The organism is Actinosynnema sp. NPDC002837, from assembly GCF_040295345.1.
Taxonomy (GTDB): domain Bacteria; phylum Actinomycetota; class Actinomycetes; order Mycobacteriales; family Pseudonocardiaceae; genus Actinosynnema.
In genome coordinates this window covers 17,848-36,026 of sequence record NZ_JBEOVG010000094.1, presented here as the reverse complement: position 1 = coordinate 36,026, position 18,179 = coordinate 17,848, and the positions used below count along the sequence as shown (strand labels likewise).

The window sequence follows — 18,179 nt, the reverse complement described above, 5'->3', positions numbered from 1 at the left end:
GGGAACACCCGGTCCCATTCCGAACCCGGTAGTTAAGCCTTCCAGCGCCGATGGTACTGCACTCGTGAGGGTGTGGGAGAGTAGGACGCCGCCGAACATTCTTCCCTGAAAGGGCTTGTGGTTGGGGGCACATTGATTTGTGCTCCAAACCACAAGCCCTTTCGGCGTGTCCACAGTAGGAGGAGCTAGTGCCCAGGTTCGGGGATCGACCCGGCGACCGTCAGCGTGGCCAGGGAGACCGACCGCGCCGATCCGATGACGGTGGCCGTGCCCAGGGAACTCGTAAGCCGACCACCGGTGGTGGCCGTGACGCCCGTGGATCGGGCGAGCGGTCGTCCGGTGGCTACCCGCGTCGGGACGACCGGCCGGGCAACGACCGGTACACCAGTGGCGACAAGCCGCGCGGTGGCGAGCGGCGGGATGACAACCGGGGCGAGCGGCCTCGTTATGACAAGCCGCGTGACGACCGCGGCGCAGCTCCGCGACGCGATGACAACCGGAGCGGCGGCTTCCGCCGGGATTCCGGTGACCGACCCGGCTACCCGCGCCGCGATGACCGCGGTGGCGCACCACGTCGCGACGACCGCACCGGTGACCGGGGCGGGTTCCGGCGCGATGACAGCCGTGGTGAGCGTCCCCGCTACGACCGGCGCGACGATCGCGGTTCCGACCGCGGGGGCGACCGGGGCGACCGCCCGAGCTACCCGCGTCGGGATGACCGGCCCAGTGGCGACCGTGGTGGCTACCAGCGGCGCGACGACCGCTCCTCCGGCGGTGACCGTGGTGGCGATCGCGGTGGGTACCAGCGCCGCGACGACCGGCCTGGTGGCGACCGCCCGAGCTACCCGCGCCGGGACGACCGTTACGGCAGCGACCGCCCGAACCGCTCCGGCGGTGACCGGACCGGTGGTGACCGCGGCGGTTACCAGCGCCGGGACGACCGGGGTGGCAGTGACCGCGGCGGGTACCAGCGCAGGGATGACCGCCCCGGTGGCGACCGTGGTGGTTACCAGCGGCGCGACGACAAGCCCGGCGGTGCTCGGGGTGGGGAGCGTTCCGGCTACCCGCGTCGGGATGACCGGGCCGGTGGCGACCGGCCGAGCTACCCGCGTCGGGACGACCGGCCGAGCGGTGACCGTGGCGGTTACCAGCGCCGGGACGACCGCGGCGGGGAGCGTCCCAGCTACCCGCGTCGGGACGACCGGCCCAGTGGCGATCGTGGTGGGTACCAGCGCCGGGACGACCGTCCTGGCGGCGACCGCCCCAGCTACCCCCGGCGTGATGACCGTGGTGGCGAGCGCGGTGGCGAGCGTCGTGAGTACCGGCCCCGTGACGACCGTTCCGGCGGAGACCGCCCCGGCTACCCGCGTCGCGATGACCGGGGTGGGGAGCGCGGCGGTTACCAGCGTCGGGACGACCGGCCCAGTGGTGACCGCGGCGGGTACCAGCGACGGGATGACCGGCCTCGTTACGACAAGCCGGGTCACGACAAGCCCCGCTACGAGAAGCCTCGCCAGGACCGGGCCGAGCAGGGCAAGACCGGGTACGACCGGCCCGCCGGCAGCGACAAGCGGGACTCGCGCAGCCGTGATCGGGCCGCGCGGTTCCAGGAGCGCGTCGCGCAGGCCGACGAGCAGCAGGTCACCGAGGACACCTCGGTCGAGGTCGACGCGGTGGCGGTCGAGGTAGTCGCGGACGACGCGGTTGAGGTCCGGGAGTCGGTGACGGCGCAGGCCGTGGTCGAGTCCGAGGTCGAGGCGGCGGGCGAGAAGTCCGAGGCCGTCGACGAGAGCGACGACGACCAGGGCGATGACGAGGCGGCTGTCGTGGCTGCGGAGGCGCCCGAGTCGGCGGCTGCGCGGTCCGAGGCGCCGGAGTCCGATGAGTCTGAGTCGGTGGCGGTGGCAGCCGGTGAGGGCGACTCCGGGGAGCGCGTGTTCACCCGGGCCCGGACGCCGGAGCTGCCCGAGGACGCCGACATCTCCATCCTCGACCCCGAGGTGAAGCAGGAGCTGCGCGGGTTGCCCAAGGGCCTGGCCGAGATCGTGGGCCGGCACCTGGCGGCGGCGGGCATGCTGATCGACAGCGAGCCGGAGTTGGCGCTGGAGCACGCGCGGTACGCGCGGACGAAGGCGGCGCGGGTCGCGGTGGTCCGGGAGGCCGCCGGGCTGGCCGCCTACCACGCCGGCGAGTGGGCCGAGGCGTTGTCCGAGCTGCGGACCGCGCGGCGCATGTCGCACGGCACCGGGCACGTCGCGGTGATGGCCGACTGCGAGCGGGCGCTGGGTCGTCCCGAGCGGGCCATCGAGCTGGCACGCGAGGCGCAGGTGTCGCAGCTGTCCCCGGACGAGGCGGTGGAGCTGCGGATCGTCGCGGCCGGCGCCCGCCGGGACATGGGTCAGCTGGACGCGGCCGTGGTGGCGTTGCAGGGCGACGACCTGGACGAGAAGCGGCGCGACCCGTGGAGCGCGCGCCTGTTCTACGCCTACGCCGACAACCTGGAGGCCGCAGGCCGCACCGAGGAAGCCGTGAAGTGGTTCCTCAACGCCGCCCAGGCCGACGACGACAACGAGACCGACGCCGCCGAGCGCGCGTTCGACCTCAGCCCGCAGGACTGACGCACCGCGAGACCGGCAAGACCGCTGTCACATGACGGAGAGCACAGCTGAAGGCTCGGCCCCACCCGGGGTCGAGCCTTCAGACTGTTGCCGACCGGACAACTCCTGAACGGAGACGCCTGTGCTGCTGGACCGCTACGACGCCCTGCTGCTCGACCTCGACGGCACGGTCTACCGGGGGCAGGAGGCCGTGCCCGGCGCGGTCGAGGCCGTGGCCGCCGCCCGCGAGCACGGCACCGGCATCAGGTTCGTCACCAACAACGCCTCCCGGTCGCCGGAGACGGTCGCCGAGCACCTGACCGAGCTCGGCTTCCACGCCGCGCTGGACGAGGTCAGCACGAGCGCCCAGGCGGGCGCGGCGATGCTGCTCGACCTGGTGCCGCAGGGCGAGCACGTTCTCGTCCTCGGCACGGACGCGCTGGCCGAGCAGGTGCGGCTGCGCGGGTACCGGCCCACCCGCACCGCCGAGCACGCCCGAGCCGTCGTCCAGGGCCTGTCGCAGGACCTGGGCTGGCGCGAGCTGGCCGAGGCGTGCGTCGCGATCCGCCAGGGCGGCGCGCACTGGATCGCCTGCAACGTGGACGCCACCCTGCCCACCGAACGCGGCCTGCTGCCCGGCAACGGGTCGCTGGTCGCCGCGTTGCGGACGGCGACCGGCGCGGAACCGCTGGTGGCGGGCAAGCCGGCCACGCCCCTGCTGGAGCAGGCGGCGAAGTCGGCGGGCGCGCAACGGCCGCTGGTCGTCGGCGACCGGCTGGACACCGACATCGCGGGCGCGGTCAACGCGGGCATGGACTCGCTGCTGGTGCTCACCGGCGTGTCCACCGAGGCCGAGGCGGACGCGCTGCCGGCGGACCGCCGGCCGACCTACGTGGCTGCCGACTTGTCCGTGCTCCATCGGCTACCTTGAATCCTGTGAGCTTCGAGGTTCCCCTCCCCGGCCCGCCGCGTGATCCCGTGGCCGGGATCGACGACGCCCTGGCCGGTCTCGACGGGCTGGACGCGCTGGACGTGGTCGAGCACGTGGCCCGGTTCGACGACGCGCACACGGCGTTGACGGCCGCGTTGTCCACCATCGACAAGGTCTGACCGGTGCCGCGCAGGGCTCGGCTGGACGCCGAACTGGTCCGCCGCGGGCTGGCCAGATCACGGGAGCACGCGAGCCAACTCGTCGCCGAGGGCCGGGTGACCGTGCGCGGCACCGTGGCCACGAAACCCGCCACCGCCGTCGAGTTGGACACCGCGCTGGTGGTCCGCGAGACCGACGACCCGAACTACGCCTCGCGGGGCGCGCACAAGCTCGTCGGCGCGCTGGAGGCGTTCGACGGGGTCGACGTGAAGGGCAGGCGGTGCCTGGACGCGGGCGCGTCCACCGGCGGGTTCACCGACGTGCTGCTGCGCGCGGGCGCCCGCCAGGTCGTCGCGGCCGACGTCGGCCGGGGCCTGCTGGACTGGCGGTTGCGCACCGACGACCGGGTCGTGGTCAAGGACAAGACGAACGTGCGTTCGTTGACGCCCGAGGACATCGGCGGTCCCGTTGAACTGGTGGTGGCCGATCTGTCGTTCATCTCGTTGAGGCTGGTGCTGCCGGCGCTGGCCGCGTGCCTCGACGAGGAGGGCGACTTGCTGCCGATGGTGAAACCCCAGTTCGAGGTCGGGAAGGAACGCCTCGGGTCGGGCGGTGTGGTGCGCGACCCGGAGCTGCGGGCCGAGGCGGTGCTGGACGTGGTCGCGTCCGCCGCCGGGCTCGGCCTGCGCCTGCGCGGCGTCACCGCGAGCCCCCTGCCCGGTCCGTCGGGCAACGTCGAGTTCTTCGTCTGGCTGCGCCGGGGCGAGCCCCTCGACGCGGCGGACGCCACCGCGCTCGTGCGCGCCGCCGTAGCGGAAGGTCCCCAGTGAGGACGGATCCAGTGACGAGGGAGATCCTGCTCGTCGTCCACACCGGACGGCGCAGCAACGTGCTGGTGGCGCAGGAGGTCGCGGCCCGGTTCGCGGCGGGCGGGGTGAAGCTGCGGGTGCTGGAGGACGAGGCGCCGGAGCTGGACCCGTCGTGCTTCACGCAGGTCGTGCTCGCCGACGAGAAGGCCGCCGAGGGCACGGAGCTGGTGTTCGTGCTCGGCGGCGACGGCACCCTGCTGCGCGCCGCCGAGCTGGCGCGGGCGGCGGGCGTGCCGGTGCTGGGGGTGAACCTGGGCCGGGTCGGTTTCCTGGCCGAGGCCGACTCCGACGCGCTGTACGAGGCGATCAAGCACGTCGTCGACCGGGACTACGAGGTCGAGGAGCGGATGACGCTCGACATCACCGCGTCGGTCGACGGCGAGGTGCTGGAGGGCACGTGGGCGCTCAACGAGGCCAGCGTGGAGAAGAGCACCCGGGAACGGATCCTGGACGTCGTGGTGGAGGTGGACGGGCGGCCGGTGTCGGCGTTCGGCTGCGACGGCGTGCTGGTGGCGACCCCGACCGGGTCGACGGCGTACGCGTTCTCCGCGGGCGGCCCGGTGGTGTGGCCGGACGTGCAGGCGCTGCTGGTGGTGCCGAGCAACGCGCACGCCCTGTTCGCCCGGCCCCTGGTGGTGTCGCCGGCGTCCGTGGTGGCGCTGGAGGTCGACCCGGAGGGCCATCCGGCGGTGCTGTGCGCGGACGGTCGCCGCACGGTGAACCTGCCGCCGGGGGCGCGGGTCGAGGTGGTCGGCGGCCGCACGCCGTTGCGGCTGGTCCGGTTGCGGCCGGGTCCGTTCACCGACCGGCTGGTGGAGAAGTTCGAGCTGCCGGTGCAGGGGTGGCGGGGTCCGTCGGCCAAGTGAGGCCGGCTTGATCGACACGGGGACACCCGCCCCCGAGCACACGCTTTGTCTGTGTCGCCCAGTAGTGTTCCGTGCGTGCTGGCCGAGATGCGCATCCAGGGCCTCGGTGTGATCGACGAGGCCACCCTTGAGCTCGATGCCGGTTTCACCGTGGTGACGGGCGAGACCGGCGCGGGCAAGACGATGGTCGTGACCGGGCTCCACCTGCTGAGCGGTGGTCGGGCCGAGGCGTCCCGCGTGCGCAACGGCGCGGACAAGGCGGTGGTCGAGGGGCGGTTCCAGGCGCCCGCGGGCAGTCCGGCGGCGAAGGTCGCCGAGGAGGTCGGCGGCGAGCCCGACGACGACGGCAGCGTGATCGCGATCCGCACCGTCGGCGCGGACGGGCGTTCCCGGGCCCACCTCGGCGGCCGCTCCGTGCCGGTCGGCGTGCTGTCCGAGCTGGCCGAGCAGCTGATCGCGGTGCACGGGCAGAACGACCAGCTGCGGCTGCTGCGGCCCGCCGAGCAGCGCTCCGTGCTGGACCGGTTCGCCGGTGACGAGGTCGCCGAGCCGCTGCGGTCCTACCGCAAGGTCCGCGACGAGTGGCTGCGGGTGGCGACCGAGCTGACCGAGCGCACCGCGCGGTCGCACGAGCTGGCGCGCGAGGCCGAGATGCTGCGGCACGGCCTGACCGAGATCGGCTCGATCGACCCCAAGCCCGGCGAGGACGAGGAGCTGGTCGCCGAGGCTCGCCGGCTCGCCGACGCCGACCAGTTGCGCGAGGCCGCCTCGGGCGCGCAGTACGCGGTGGCGGGCTCGCCCGACGGCGACCCGGACGTGCCCGGCGCGCTCGGCCTGATCGGCGAGGCGCGGCGGCGGCTGACGGCGTCGGACGACCCGAAGCTGCGCGACCTGGAGCCGCGGCTGGTGGAGGCGGAGACGCTGCTCGCCGACGTCGGCGCGGAGATCGCCTCGTACCTGGAGCACCTGGACGCGGACCCGGCGCGGTTGGAGCTGGTGCTCGCCCGCCAGTCCGAGCTGAAGTCGTTGACCCGCAAGTACGCCGCGGACGTGGACGGCGTGATCGCGTGGGCTCGGGACGCGTCGTCGCGGTTGGCCGGGCTCGACACGTCGGACGAGGCGTTGGCGGCGTTGGCCGCGCGGCGCGACGAGCTGGCCGTGGAGCTGGCCACCTACGCGGGGCAAGTGACCGCCGAACGGGTCGCCGCGGCCGAGGAGCTGGGCAAGGCGGTGTCGGACGAGCTGACCGGCCTGGCCATGCCGCACGCCACGGTCGAGGTCGCGGTGCGGCCCAGGGTGGCGGAGCAGGGCGACCCGCAGGCGTTGAAGGTGGGCGCGCAGCTGCTGCACGCCGGCGCCAGCGGTGTCGACGACGTGGAGCTGCGGCTGATCGCGCACCCCGGCGCGCCCGCGCTGCCGGTGCACAAGGGCGCGTCCGGCGGTGAGCTGTCGCGGGTGATGCTGGCGCTGGAGGTCGTGCTGTCGCACTCCGACCCGGTGCCCACGCTGGTGTTCGACGAGGTCGACGCCGGTGTCGGCGGCCGGGCGGCGGTCGAGGTGGGCCGCAGGCTCGCCCGGTTGGCGCGCAGCCACCAGGTCATCGTGGTCACGCACCTGCCGCAGGTCGCCGCGTTCGCCGACCGGCACCTGGTGGTGGACAAGACCGCGGACGGCGTGCTGACCCGCAGCGGCGTGCGCAGGCTGGACGAGTCGCAGCGCGTGGTCGAGCTGGCCCGGATGCTCGCCGGCATGGACTCCACCGACACCGGCCGCGCGCACGCCGAGGAGCTGCTGGCGGCGGCGAAGGCCGACAAGGACACCGTGCCCGTGGTGCGGCGCAAGGCGAAGAAGAAGTGAGCAGCCGGCTGCTCGGCGCGGTCCTGCTGGTGGTGGCCGGTGTCGGGGCCGTGATCGGCACGTTCCTGCCGTTGTTCACGCAGGGCGGCGAGTCGGTGGGCGCGCCGCCGATGGTCATCGTGACCTCGTGGCAGCACGTCTTCGCCAACGTGCCGGAAGGTCTGGACTTCGGCACCGTGCAGAGCACCCAGTACGGGGTGCCGATCGTCGTGGCGGCCGTGCTGCTGGGCATCGCGGTGGCGCTGGTGTTCCTGCCGGAGTCGCAGCGCCTGGCCTCCCGCTACCTGGCGATCGGCGGCACGGGCGTGCTCGTGGGGGCGGTGTCGAGTGCGGTCGCGTACGTCGTGGCCATCGTCGGCAACGCGTCGCGGCAGCCCGAGGGGCAACCCTTCGCGGTGACGGTCGGCGAGGGCGTCGTGGTGCTCGGCGCGTCGGTGGTGGTCGCCGTGGTCGGCGTCGTGCTGCTGCACGCCCGGCGGCCCGAGCCACGCCCTGAGGGGCCCGTGGTCTACCGGGTCGACGGCGTCGAGGACGACACCGACACCCCGCCGTTCGGCATCCCCGTGGCCGAGGTCGAGGTCGCGCGGCTCCCGGACTCCCGGCCCGACGACTCCCGACACGACGACCGCCGCGTCGAAGGACCGTGACGGCGAGGCCGGGCCGGGGGCGAAACCGCACCCGGTCGGCCGTTGGCGACGGCGCCCGTCCCGGCTTTGCTGGTAGGTGTGGAGTGGTCGGTCCGCCGGGCCGCGGCACGCCACCGAGCACGGAGGAGAAGGCCACATGACCCGGCGCGCGTTCGTCGTCCTGACCATCGGCGCGGGCGCGCTCATGGTGGTGTTGGGCTCGTTGTTCCCGCTGTACGGGGTGGAGACCTCCGTGCGGCCGGGGATGGACGTCTCGGTGCCCAACGGGATCCGCCGGCTCATGGCGCTCTCCGGCTGGGAGTACGTGGAGGAACCGCCGTCGGGCAACGCGGGCGGCGTCCAGTTCGACTTCCCCGTCTACGGCTACGGCCTGGTCTTCGCCGCCGTCCTCGCCGCGGTGGGCGCGTTGCTGCAACTGCGCTCGCCGCTGCTCGCGGCGGTGGGCCGGTTCGGCGTGCTCGCGGCGGTCGGGGTGGTCGTCGGCACGCTGTGGACCGCGCTGGAGACGTTGCGGACGCTGTTCAGCGTCGACATGTCGTCGCCCATGGTCACCCACGAGGAGTTCGTCGGCACGGGCACGTGGCTGATCGGCGCGTCGGCGCTGGCGATGCTCGTCGGCGCGGTGGTGGCGCAGGACTGGCCGGCCCGCGTGCCGCGGCCCACCGGGGTGTCGGTGTACCAGGTGGCGGACGACGACGACACGCCGCCGTTCGGCATCGCCATCCCCGTGTCCGAGCTGGACGTCCCACCGGGTGACCCCGCCCCGCCGGCCGGTCCCGTGGCGCCACCGGTGGCCGAGCTGCCGCCCCTCGCCGACCTGCCACGACCGCACGGCGCGCCGGATCCGGCGACCGACCCACGACGTCACCCTACCGGGGGTAATCCGTCCACTGTGGATTAGTGGAGTCACTGACCAGCCCGGATCGGCTCGGCGTGTTGGCCGCCGACCGCGCGCGACGTGAGTCACCATCGGTTCATGAAGCTCTCCGGGTTGCTCGGCCGCGCGCACCACGAACTGCCAGGCGTCACCGGTGTGGCGCGCGTCGACCGCCGCTCGGGCGACCTGCTGCGCCGGCTGAGTCCCGGTGACGTCGCGGTCCTCGACCACGTCGACATCGACCGCCGCACCGCCGAGGCCCTCGTGCACGCGGGGGTGGTGGGCGTGGTCAACGCGTCGACGTCCATCTCCGGCCGGTTCCCGAACCTCGGCCCGGAGCTGCTGGTCGAGGCGGGCGTCCCGCTGGTCGACGGCGTCGGCACGGCGGTGCTGCGCGAGATCAAGGACGGCACCAAGCTGCGGCTGCACGACGGCGCGGTGTTCGTCGGCGACAAGGAGGTCGCGCGCGGCGTCGCGCAGGACGCCGAGTCGATCGCCGACGCGATGATCGAGGCCAAGGCGGGCATGGCCGCCCAGCTGGAGGCGTTCTCGGCGAACACGATCGAGTTCCTGCGCCGGGAACGGGCGCTGCTGCTGGACGGCATCGGCGTGCCCGAGCTGCTCGTGCCGATCCGCGACCGGCAGGTGCTGGTCGTCGCGGGCGGTCCCCGGCACGCCGAGGAGCTGCGCAAGCTGCGCCGCTACATCCGCGAGCACCGGCCGGTGCTGATCGGTGTGGACGCGGGCGCGGACACCCTGCACGAGGCGGGCTTCGACCCGGACGTCATCGTCGGCGACCCGGACGCCATCGCCACCGCGACGTTGCGGTCCGGCTCGGAGGTCGTGGTGCCGGCGCAGGTCGACGGCCACGCGCCCGGCCTGGAGCGCATCCAGGACCTGGGCATCGGCGCGGTGACGTTCCCCGCGAGCGGCAACTCCGAGGACCTGGCCCTGCTGCTGGCCGAGGCGCACGGCGCGTCCCTGGTGGTGACCGTGGGCCTGCAGGCCGGCCTGCGGGAGTTCCTGGACCGGGGCAACGCCGGGTCCACGCCCTCGACGTTCCTCACCCGGCTCAAGCTCGGCAACAAGCTGGTCGACGGGCACGCCGTCGCGACCCTGCACCGCGGCCGGGTGTCGTCGGGGCTGATCGTCCTGCTGGTGCTGGCCGCGGTGGCGGCGATGGTGGCCGCGCTGGCGGTGTCCGGGGTCGGCCAGGTCTACGTGGACCTCGCGGCCGACGCGTTCCGCTCCGTCGTCGACTGGTTCAGGGGGTTGTTCGGGTGATCTCGCTGCGCTACCACATCGTCTCCATCACCGCGGTGTTCCTGGCGCTGGCCGTGGGGGTGGTGCTCGGCTCGACCGCGATCAGCGGCAGGCTGCTGTCCGGGCTCAACGAGGACAACGGCGAGCTGGGCCGGGAGGTCGCCGCGTTGCAGTCCGAGCGCAACGGCCTGGACGCCCGGCTCGCCGACGCGGACCGGTTCGCGAGCACCGTCGGACCGCTGGCCGTGAAGGGGCAGCTGGCGGACCGGACCGTGCTGCTGGTCACCACCGCCGGCGCCGAGCCGCAGGACCGGGACGCGGTGACCGACCTGCTGCGCGCGGCGGGCGCCACCGTCACCGGCGAGCTCCAGCTCACCGAGTCGTTCACCGATCCGGACAAGGCCGACCAGCTGCTCGACCTGGTCGCCCGGCTCCAGCCGGCGGGCACCGTGCTGCCGACCGGCGGCGACCCCGGCACCAGGGCGGGCGGGCTGCTCGGCGCCGTGCTGCTGCTCGACAAGGACGGCAGCCGGCCGCAGGCCACGCCCGACGAGGTGGCGGCGGCGCTGGGCGGGCTGTCCAGCGCGGGTTTCGTCAAGGCGGGGCCGGGGTTGCAGGCGGCGCAGCTGGCCGTGGTGCTGACCGGCGGGGCGGCCACGGGCGACTCGGCGGCCGACCGGGCCTCGGTGGTGGCGCGGTTCGCCACCCAGCTCGACCGGTCCGGCGCGGGCGCCGTGCTGGCGGGCGGTGACGGGTCGGCCGACGGCACGGGCGCGGTCGGCGTGGTGCGGGCGGACACGGCGGCGACGTCCGTGCTGTCGACCGTGGACCACGCGGGCACGGCGGCCGGGCGGGTGGTCGTGGTGCTCGCGCTGCGTGAGCAGTTGGACGGCAAGGCGGGCCGCTACGGGGTGGCCGGCAACGCCGAAGCCCCCGCACCGGGCGCGTCCGGCTGAGCCGTCGGGCGGGTTGAGGGCTTCCGGCGCGCCCGAGGTGTCGGGTGCTCGCGCCATCGGTTCGGGCTGTCGGGTGTGCTCGGGCGGTCGGGAGCGCCTGGGCTGTCGGGCACGCGAAGGCCCTCGGTTGTGCTCGGCGGGACACCGGGTCCCCCGGGCGGTCCCGGCCCGGCAACGGGGCGTTCCCGCGCTGTTCCCGCCCGGTTTTCGCCTGGTTCTCGCCCGGTTCGTGCTCGGTTCGCGCCTGGTTCGCGGTGGCTCGGTCGCCTGTTCGGGCCGTCCTAGGCCATCCGAGTGACGCCCTTGCCCGCCCGCCGGCGCGCTGGGTGACCGGCGGCGTGTTAGCGTTAGGGCCCGTGGACAGGGCGCTGAGCTGTGCGGAACCACCGCAGCCGGCCCCTAGCGGACATCCAGACCACGGGGAGCCTCCTTGGTGCAGCAGGCACGTACGACCAAGCACGTTTTCGTCACCGGGGGTGTGGCGTCGTCCCTCGGCAAGGGGTTGACCGCGTCCAGCCTCGGACAGCTGCTCACCTCTCGCGGTCTCCGCGTGACCATGCAGAAGCTCGACCCCTACCTGAACGTCGACCCGGGCACGATGAACCCGTTCCAGCACGGCGAGGTGTTCGTCACCGACGACGGCGCGGAGACCGACCTCGACATCGGCCACTACGAGCGGTTCCTGGCGCGCGACCTCTCCGGTGACGCGAACGTGACCACCGGGCAGGTGTACTCCGAGGTCATCGCCAAGGAGCGGCGCGGCGAGTACCTGGGCGACACCGTCCAGGTGATCCCGCACATCACCGACGAGATCAAGCGGCGCATCCGGGCCATGGCCGAGCCGGGCCCCGACGGCGTCATCCCGGACGTGGTGATCACCGAGGTCGGCGGCACGGTCGGCGACATCGAGTCGCTGCCGTTCCTGGAGGCGTGCCGGCAGGTGCGCCACGACGTCGGCCGGGACAACGTGTTCTTCCTGCACGTGTCGCTGGTGCCCTACCTCGCGCCGTCCGGTGAGCTGAAGACCAAGCCGACCCAGCACTCCGTGGCCGCGCTGCGCAACATCGGCATCCAGCCCGACGCCATCGTGTGCCGGGCCGACCGGGAGATCCCGGACGCGTTGAAGCGCAAGATCGGCCTGATGTGCGACGTGGACACCGAGGCCGTGGTGGCGGCGGTGGACGCGAGGTCCATCTACGACATCCCCAAGGTGCTGCACGGCGAGGGCCTGGACGCGTACGTGGTGCGGCGGCTCGACCTGCCGTTCCGCGACGTCGACTGGACCGTGTGGGGCGACCTGCTCGACCGCGTGCACAACCCGTCCGAGAAGGTCCGGGTCGGCCTGGTCGGCAAGTACGTCGACCTGCCCGACGCCTACCTGTCGGTGACCGAGGCGCTGCGGGCCGGCGGGTTCGCGCACCGCACCAAGGTCGAGATCGTGTGGGTGCCCTCCGACGAGTGCCAGACGCCGTCCGGCGCGGCGCACGCCCTGGGCGGGCTCGACGCGATCCTCATCCCCGGCGGGTTCGGGGTGCGCGGCATCGAGGGCAAGATCGGCGCGATCACCTACGCCCGGACCCGCGGCATCCCGCTGCTCGGCCTGTGCCTCGGGTTGCAGTGCCTGGTCATCGAGGCGGCGCGGAACCTGGCGGGGATCGCCGACGCGAACTCGGCGGAGTTCGAGGACACCGGGTCGCCGGTCATCAGCACCATGGCCGACCAGGAGGACGTCGTCTCCGGGCAGCGCGACATGGGCGGCACGATGCGGCTCGGCGCCTACCCGGCGTCGTTGCTGCCGGGCTCGCAGGTGGCGGCGGCGTACGGGTCGCTGGAGGTCTCCGAGCGGCACCGGCACCGCTACGAGGTCAACAACGCCTACCGCTCGAAGCTGGGCGAGGCGGGGTTGGTGTTCTCCGGGACGTCGCCGGACGGGCGGCTGGTGGAGTTCGTCGAGCTGCCGGCCGACGTGCACCCGTTCTTCGTGGCCACGCAGGCGCACCCGGAGCTGAAGTCCCGTCCGACCCGCCCGCACCCGCTGTTCGCGGCGTTCGTGAAGGCGGCGTTGGACTACCGGCTGGCCGACCGGCTGCCGCTGCCCGAGCCCGCGGGGGCCGCGCAGTGACTCCTCGGCACGAGTTCGGGACTGTTTCGTCGCGGGACGTGCACGTCGGGCGCGTCGTCGCGTTGCGGGTGGACGAGGTCGCCATGCCTGGTGGCGGTACGGCATCGCGCGAGGTGGTGGAACACCTCGGCGCGGTGGCGGTGGTGGCCTTGGACGAGGCCGGTGCGGTGAGGTTGATCCACCAGTACCGGCACCCGTTGGGCCGGCGGCTCTGGGAGCTGCCGGCCGGGTTGTTGGACTCGGGTGACGAGACGCCGCTGGCCGCCGCGGAGCGGGAGCTGGCCGAGGAGGTCGGGCTCGCGGCGTCGGAGTGGGTGACGTTGGTGGACGTCGCCGTCTCGCCCGGGTTCACCGACGAGGTGGTGCGGGTGTTCCTGGCTCGTGGGCTCACCGAGGTCGATCGCGAGGTGCAGGGCGAGGAGGAGGCCGACCTGGAGGCGAAGAGCTTCCCGTTGGCCGAGGCGGTGGACATGGTCCTGGCCGGGGAGATCGTCAACGGCCCCGCCGTGTCCGGGCTGCTCGCCGCGCACGCCGTGGTCACCGGCGGCGGAACGGGGCGCCCCTCCGACGCCCCGTTCACCGACCGCCCGACCCGGTTCGCCGCCCGCAGTTCCTGAGCGTGGGACTCGCGGTGCCCGAGCGTTCGACACGCGGGCGCTGGGCGTTCGACTCGTCCGCGTGTCGAACGCTCAGGTCGCGTCCGTCGGACGCTCGGGACCGGTGAGTTCTGCGTTCAGGTGCAGGTCGGGCAGGGTCGGGCGCTCGTACTCGCGGTCGAACGGTGTGGCTCCGCGCGGTGTGCGCAGGCCGCGCCGCTTCTCGGCTCGGCGGGTCGCCGCGTAGGCCTCCACGTGCAGTTTCCACCGGCCCCGCAGCACCAGCAGCACGTCCAGCGCCGCCGCCAACGCCCGCTCGTCGCGTTCGAACGGGCCCGCCACCAGCTCCAGGTAGCGCATGGTGACCGCGTACGGCGCCGCGTGGAAGCGCCGCACGCACGAGCGGAACGCCGACGCGCGGTGCGGCAGGGGCAGGGTCGCGTCGCCTGCCCGGTGCGCGTACCAGGAGAAGCCCACGGTTGGTGAGTATCCGGGGAGGGGGAAGCGGATAATGGCGTTCGTGGGCGTGCGATGGCCGTTGGCGGTGGCCGCGGCGGCGGTGGGCGGGTGCGGGGTGCTGCTGTTCGTGGACCCCAACCGGCCCGGGTCGTTCCTGCCGCCGTGCCCCCTCTACGCGTTGACCGGCATCCAGTGCCCGGCCTGCGGGTCGACCCGGATGGTGCACGCCCTGCTGCACGGCGACCTGGTCGCCGCCTGGCAGTTCAACGCCGTCATGCTGCTGGTCGGGCTGCCGCTGCTGGCCTGGCTGTGGGTGCGGTGGTTCCGGGCGGCCAAGCGGGGACGGCCGGCGCCGCCGGTGTCGCGGAAGGTCGGCGTGCCGGTGGTGGCCCTCGCCGTCACGTGGATGGTCGCGCGGAACCTAGTCGCGTAGCTTGCGGCCCTGGCTGTCCGTGCCGCCGTTGACCAGCAGGACGATCCCGTCGATCAACGACCAGATGCCGCACCCGCCGCAGGTCAGCAGCTGTGCGATGCCGATCGCCGTGTCGCCCATGTAGAACCGGCCGATGCCGAACGGCAGCGCCAGCTGCAGCACGCCCGCCGCGATGCGCGACTTGTCGGACAACGGCTGCCCGGTCAGCGGGTCGAAGCCGTACGGCGCGTTGGGGTTGAACCCGGGCGGGTAGCCGTACGCCGGGCCGTAGGGCTGGGACGGGTCCGCGTAACCGGGCGGCGGGTAGCCGGGGATGCCCTGGCCGGGCGTGGCGGCGTAACCGGGCGGCGGCGGGGTCGGGTACGCGGCCGTCGGCGGGTAGCCCGGCGGCAGGAACACCGGGTGCGGCTGCGGCAGGTCGTGGAACAGCGCCGCCAGCTCCTGCGCGGACTGGGCCGCGGACGCGTAGCCGACGCGCTGCTCGTACTCGCCGATCTCCAGGCGACCGGCCGCGAAGTGGTCGTTCAGCGCGGTGATCGCCTCTTCGCGCTGCTGGTCGCCGATGCGCACCTGGTGGGGTTCCGACACACGTAAACGCTAACAGCCGCGAGCCGGTGGTCGAGCCGGAACCCGCTGGTCGACCTACGCTTCAGGGGTGCTGGTCGGAGTTCCCCGAGAGGTGAAGAACCACGAGCACCGGGTCGCCATCACCCCCGCCGGTGTGGTGGAGCTGGTGCGGCGGGGCCACCGCGTGCTGATCGAGGCGGGGGCCGGCGGCGGTTCCTCGATCCCGGACCGCGAGTTCGCCGCGTCCGGCGCGGAGATCGTGCGCGACGCGGACGACGTGTGGGGCGACGCCGAGCTGGTGCTCAAGGTGAAGGAGCCGGTGGCCGAGGAGTTCCACCGGATGCGGCCGGGGCAGACCCTGTTCACCTACCTGCACCTGGCCGCCGACGCCCGCTGCACGCACGCGATCGTCACCTCCGGCATCGACGCCATCGCCTACGAGACCGTGCAGCTGGCGGACGGCTCGCTGCCGCTGCTCGCGCCGATGAGCGAGGTCGCGGGGCGGATGGCGGTGCAGGTCGGCGCGCACTGCCTGGAGCGCAACCAGGGTGGGCGGGGTGTGCTGCTCGGCGGCGTGCCCGGCGTGCCGGCGGGGAAGGTGGCGGTGATCGGCGCGGGGGTGGCGGGCGTGAACGCCGCCGCGGTGGCCGTGGGCATGCAAGCCGAGGTGGTCGTGCTGGACACCAACGTCAACCGGCTGCGGCAGATCGACTTCGCCTACCGGGGGCACCTGCAGACCGTGGCGAGCAACTCGTACGAGGTGGAGAAGGCGTGCCGGTGGGCTGATCTGGTGATCGGCGCGGTGCTCGTGCCCGGCGCCAAGGCCCCGACGCTGGTGGGCAACGAGCTCGTGTCGACCATGCGGTCCGGCTCGGTGCTCGTCGACATCGCCATCGACCAGGGCGGTTGCTTCGCCGACTCACGGCCGACCACGCACGACGACCCGACGTACCGGGTGCACGGTTCGGTGTTCTACTGCGTGGCGAACATGCCGGGCGCGGTGCCGCACACCTCGACGTGGGCGCTCACGAACGTCACACTGCCCTACGTGACGGCGCTGGCGGACAAGGGGTTTCGACGGGCGATCAGCGACGATCCGGCGTTGGCCAAGGGCGTGAACGCGGTGCGCGGCGCCGTCGTGCAGGCCGAGGTGGCCAGGGCGCACGGGATGCGGCACGTTCCGCTGGACCTGCTGTGAGCGTTGGGCGGGGGAGCGGTCCGGCGGGGGCCGGCGGCGGGACACCGGAATTGTCGGACCCCTCTGGGAGAATGAAAGCAGGGGACCCCCTGGCGGGGACCCCTGCGGGGCATGCGCCTACGGCGGCGGCTCCTACGGCGGCGGCTCCTACGGCGGCGGGGTCTTCGGCGGCGGGGTCTTCGGGTCGCGCTCCTGGGGCGGCAGGGACCGCTGGGGGGCGGGCGGCTGCTCCGGGGCGGGCGGCTGCGGCTGCTGACGTGGCGGGTTCTTCGGAGGCGGCTTCGGCGGGTGCAGATCCTTCAGCGGCGACGCCTGTGGCGCATACGGCTGCGATTGCCTCGGCCAGGCGTGCCCGTGCGGCGGGGACGGCTGCGGCGGGCACGGCTGCGGGAGATGCGTCGGAAGCGCGGGTGACGCCTGCGGTGCGTGCGGTGGGGGCGTACCTGGACCACCTGGCGGTGGAGCGGGGGACGGCGCGCAACACGCTCGACTCCTACGGCCGGGACCTGCGCCGCTACACCGCGCACCTGGCGGCCGACGGGGTCGACGACCTGGCCCACGTCACCGAAACCCTGGTCGGGGACTTCCTGGCCACCCTGCGCGAGTCCGGGCTGGCCGCCTCCTCCGCCGCACGCACCCTGGTCGCGGTCCGCGGGTTGCACCGCTTCGCGCACCTCGAAGGCCTCACCGCGCACGACCCCGCCCGCGCCATCCGCCCGCCGACCCCACCGCGCCGGCTGCCCAAGGCCCTGCCCGTCGACGACGTGCTGAAGCTCCTCGAAGGCCCCGCCGACACCCCCGCCCACCTGCGCGATCGCGCCCTCCTGGAGCTGCTGTACTCCAGCGGCGCGCGGATCAGCGAAGTCGTCGGGCTCGACGTGGACGACGTCGACGCCGCCGAGCGCACCGTGCTGCTCGACGGCAAGGGCGGCAAGCAGCGGATCGTGCCGGTCGGCCGCCCGGCGCTCGCGGCGCTGGAGGCATACCTCGTGCGAGCCCGCCCCACCCTGGCCAAACGCGGCACGCCCGCGCTGTTCCTCAACGCCCGCGGCGGCCGGTTGAGCCGGCAGACGGCCTGGCAGGTGCTGAAGACGGCGGCCGAACGCGCCGGCATCGAGGCCGAGGTCTCACCGCACACGCTGCGGCACTCGTTCGCCACCCACCTGCTGGAAGGCGGCGCGGACGTGCGGGTCGTGCAGGAACTGCTGGGTCACGCCTCCGTGACGACGACCCAGGTGTACACACTGGTCACCGTCAACACCTTGCGCGAGGTCTACGCGACCGCCCATCCTCGCGCATCGGGTGGAACATGAGCGGTCCACGGGTACCGTGGGCGGCTCGCCCGACCGGGCGCCCACCCGCTTCCGATGAGCCCGACGAGCTGGAGGTGCCGACCCGGTGCCGAACTTGGACGAGCCCGAGCGCAGCGCGATCGAGCTGGGCGCGGTGCTGCACGCGTTGAGCGACGCCACCCGGCTGGCGGTGGTGCGGCAGATCGACTCCGACGGCGAGCGCCTGTGCGGCGCGCTGATGGTGGAGGTCGCCAAGTCCACGTTGTCGCAGCACCTGCGCGTGCTGCGGGAAGCGGGCATCACCCGCACCAGGGCCCGCGGCAACCAGCGGTGGGTGTCGCTGCGGCGCGACGACCTCGACGAGCTGTTCCCCGGGCTGCTCGACGTGGTGCTCCGCGCGGCCGAGCGGAACTGCCGCAACGCCGGTGACCACGCCGCCGACCGGGCCGGGGCGCGGGCCGGCGCGACGCCCTGAGCCCGCGCCGACGCC

19 protein-coding genes and 1 rRNA gene are annotated in these 18,179 nt (G+C 73.7%); 17 read left to right on the top strand and 3 right to left on the bottom strand.

Going from position 1 to position 18,179, the window contains the following annotated elements:
* Positions 1-97, top strand: a 5S ribosomal RNA gene (rrf, locus tag ABTZ99_RS37655); the annotation flags it as partial.
* An 88-nt stretch (positions 98-185) separates the two neighbouring features.
* Here rrf and ABTZ99_RS37650 read toward each other — a convergent pair.
* Positions 186-1,487, bottom strand: coding sequence for a hypothetical protein (locus ABTZ99_RS37650; protein WP_499617910.1), 1,302 nt, complete (start codon positions 1,485-1,487; stop codon positions 186-188).
* 186 nt (positions 1,488-1,673) lie between these two features.
* Here ABTZ99_RS37650 and ABTZ99_RS37645 point away from each other — a divergent pair, with 186 nt between their 5' ends.
* From ABTZ99_RS37645 to ABTZ99_RS37590, 12 genes are all read left to right on the top strand, one after another.
* On the top strand, positions 1,674-2,618 hold the full coding sequence (locus ABTZ99_RS37645) for a hypothetical protein (protein ID WP_499617909.1): 945 nt from the start codon (positions 1,674-1,676) through the stop codon (positions 2,616-2,618).
* A 121-nt stretch (positions 2,619-2,739) separates the two neighbouring features.
* Positions 2,740-3,528 carry an HAD-IIA family hydrolase gene (locus ABTZ99_RS37640; protein ID WP_498783347.1) on the top strand — a complete coding sequence of 263 codons (789 nt, stop codon included), beginning with the start codon at positions 2,740-2,742 and terminating at the stop codon, positions 3,526-3,528.
* A 5-nt stretch (positions 3,529-3,533) separates the two neighbouring features.
* Positions 3,534-3,707 carry a hypothetical protein gene (locus ABTZ99_RS37635; protein ID WP_197289787.1) on the top strand — a complete coding sequence of 58 codons (174 nt, stop codon included), beginning with the start codon at positions 3,534-3,536 and terminating at the stop codon, positions 3,705-3,707.
* Positions 3,708-3,710: 3 nt separating this feature from the next.
* Positions 3,711-4,517, top strand: a complete 807-nt coding sequence (locus ABTZ99_RS37630) for a TlyA family RNA methyltransferase (RefSeq protein WP_499617908.1) — start codon at positions 3,711-3,713, stop codon at positions 4,515-4,517.
* An 11-nt stretch (positions 4,518-4,528) separates the two neighbouring features.
* Positions 4,529-5,422 (top strand): NAD kinase, encoded by an 894-nt coding sequence (locus tag ABTZ99_RS37625; RefSeq protein WP_498783351.1) that lies wholly within the window; start codon positions 4,529-4,531, stop codon positions 5,420-5,422.
* Between the two features lie 75 nt (positions 5,423-5,497).
* The gene (recN, locus tag ABTZ99_RS37620; RefSeq protein WP_499617907.1) at positions 5,498-7,279 is read left to right on the top strand and encodes a DNA repair protein RecN; all 1,782 of its coding nucleotides are present in this window, start codon (positions 5,498-5,500) and stop codon (positions 7,277-7,279) included.
* Entirely contained in the window at positions 7,276-7,926 is a 651-nt protein-coding gene (locus ABTZ99_RS37615; protein ID WP_499617906.1) for a hypothetical protein, read from the top strand. Before recN ends, ABTZ99_RS37615 begins: the two co-directional genes overlap by 4 nt.
* 136 nt (positions 7,927-8,062) lie before the next feature.
* On the top strand, positions 8,063-8,827 hold the full coding sequence (locus tag ABTZ99_RS37610; RefSeq protein ID WP_498783357.1) for a hypothetical protein: 765 nt from the start codon (positions 8,063-8,065) through the stop codon (positions 8,825-8,827).
* A 75-nt stretch (positions 8,828-8,902) separates the two neighbouring features.
* Positions 8,903-10,087 (top strand): putative cytokinetic ring protein SteA, encoded by a 1,185-nt coding sequence (gene steA, locus ABTZ99_RS37605; protein WP_499617905.1) that lies wholly within the window; start codon positions 8,903-8,905, stop codon positions 10,085-10,087.
* Positions 10,084-11,022, top strand: a complete 939-nt coding sequence (locus tag ABTZ99_RS37600) for a copper transporter (protein ID WP_498783360.1) — start codon at positions 10,084-10,086, stop codon at positions 11,020-11,022. Before steA ends, ABTZ99_RS37600 begins: the two co-directional genes overlap by 4 nt.
* A 433-nt stretch (positions 11,023-11,455) precedes the next feature.
* The gene (pyrG, locus tag ABTZ99_RS37595) at positions 11,456-13,144 is read left to right on the top strand and encodes a CTP synthase (protein ID WP_372470788.1); all 1,689 of its coding nucleotides are present in this window, start codon (positions 11,456-11,458) and stop codon (positions 13,142-13,144) included.
* A 38-nt stretch (positions 13,145-13,182) separates the two neighbouring features.
* The gene (locus ABTZ99_RS37590) at positions 13,183-13,761 is read left to right on the top strand and encodes an NUDIX domain-containing protein (RefSeq protein ID WP_498783361.1); all 579 of its coding nucleotides are present in this window, start codon (positions 13,183-13,185) and stop codon (positions 13,759-13,761) included.
* 72 nt (positions 13,762-13,833) lie between these two features.
* On the opposite strand, the gene ABTZ99_RS37585 is transcribed toward ABTZ99_RS37590, so the two are convergent.
* Entirely contained in the window at positions 13,834-14,217 is a 384-nt protein-coding gene (locus tag ABTZ99_RS37585) for a hypothetical protein (protein WP_499617904.1), read from the bottom strand.
* A 34-nt stretch (positions 14,218-14,251) separates the two neighbouring features.
* Here ABTZ99_RS37585 and ABTZ99_RS37580 point away from each other — a divergent pair, with 34 nt between their 5' ends.
* A complete protein-coding gene (locus ABTZ99_RS37580; RefSeq protein ID WP_499617903.1) occupies positions 14,252-14,632 on the top strand; it encodes a DUF2752 domain-containing protein in 381 nt (126 codons plus the stop codon).
* On the opposite strand, the gene ABTZ99_RS37575 is transcribed toward ABTZ99_RS37580, so the two are convergent.
* Positions 14,621-15,220, bottom strand: a complete 600-nt coding sequence (locus tag ABTZ99_RS37575) for a DUF1707 domain-containing protein (RefSeq protein ID WP_498783365.1) — start codon at positions 15,218-15,220, stop codon at positions 14,621-14,623. The two genes, ABTZ99_RS37580 and ABTZ99_RS37575, sit on opposite strands and share 12 nt — an antisense overlap.
* Positions 15,221-15,287: 67 nt before the next feature.
* Between ABTZ99_RS37575 and ald the strand changes: the two genes are divergently transcribed.
* The 3 genes from ald to ABTZ99_RS37560 all read left to right on the top strand — a co-directional run bounded on the left by ald (position 15,288) and on the right by ABTZ99_RS37560 (position 18,164).
* Positions 15,288-16,397: an alanine dehydrogenase gene (gene ald / locus ABTZ99_RS37570; RefSeq protein ID WP_499617902.1), complete on the top strand. Its 1,110-nt coding sequence runs from the start codon at positions 15,288-15,290 to the stop codon at positions 16,395-16,397.
* Between the two features lie 422 nt (positions 16,398-16,819).
* Positions 16,820-17,710 (top strand): site-specific tyrosine recombinase XerD, encoded by an 891-nt coding sequence (gene xerD, locus ABTZ99_RS37565; protein WP_499617911.1) that lies wholly within the window; start codon positions 16,820-16,822, stop codon positions 17,708-17,710.
* An 85-nt stretch (positions 17,711-17,795) separates the two neighbouring features.
* Positions 17,796-18,164 carry an ArsR/SmtB family transcription factor gene (locus tag ABTZ99_RS37560; protein WP_498783368.1) on the top strand — a complete coding sequence of 123 codons (369 nt, stop codon included), beginning with the start codon at positions 17,796-17,798 and terminating at the stop codon, positions 18,162-18,164.
* Positions 18,165-18,179: the final 15 nt, after the last annotated feature.

Coding starts and splice junctions, on each gene's coding strand:
- ABTZ99_RS37610 (WP_498783357.1), top strand. CDS start 8,063: ATGACCCGGCGCGCGTTCGTCGTCCTGACCATCGGCGCGGGCGCGCTC.
- steA (WP_499617905.1), top strand. CDS start 8,903: ATGAAGCTCTCCGGGTTGCTCGGCCGCGCGCACCACGAACTGCCAGGC.
- ABTZ99_RS37580 (WP_499617903.1), top strand. CDS start 14,252: ATGGCGTTCGTGGGCGTGCGATGGCCGTTGGCGGTGGCCGCGGCGGCG.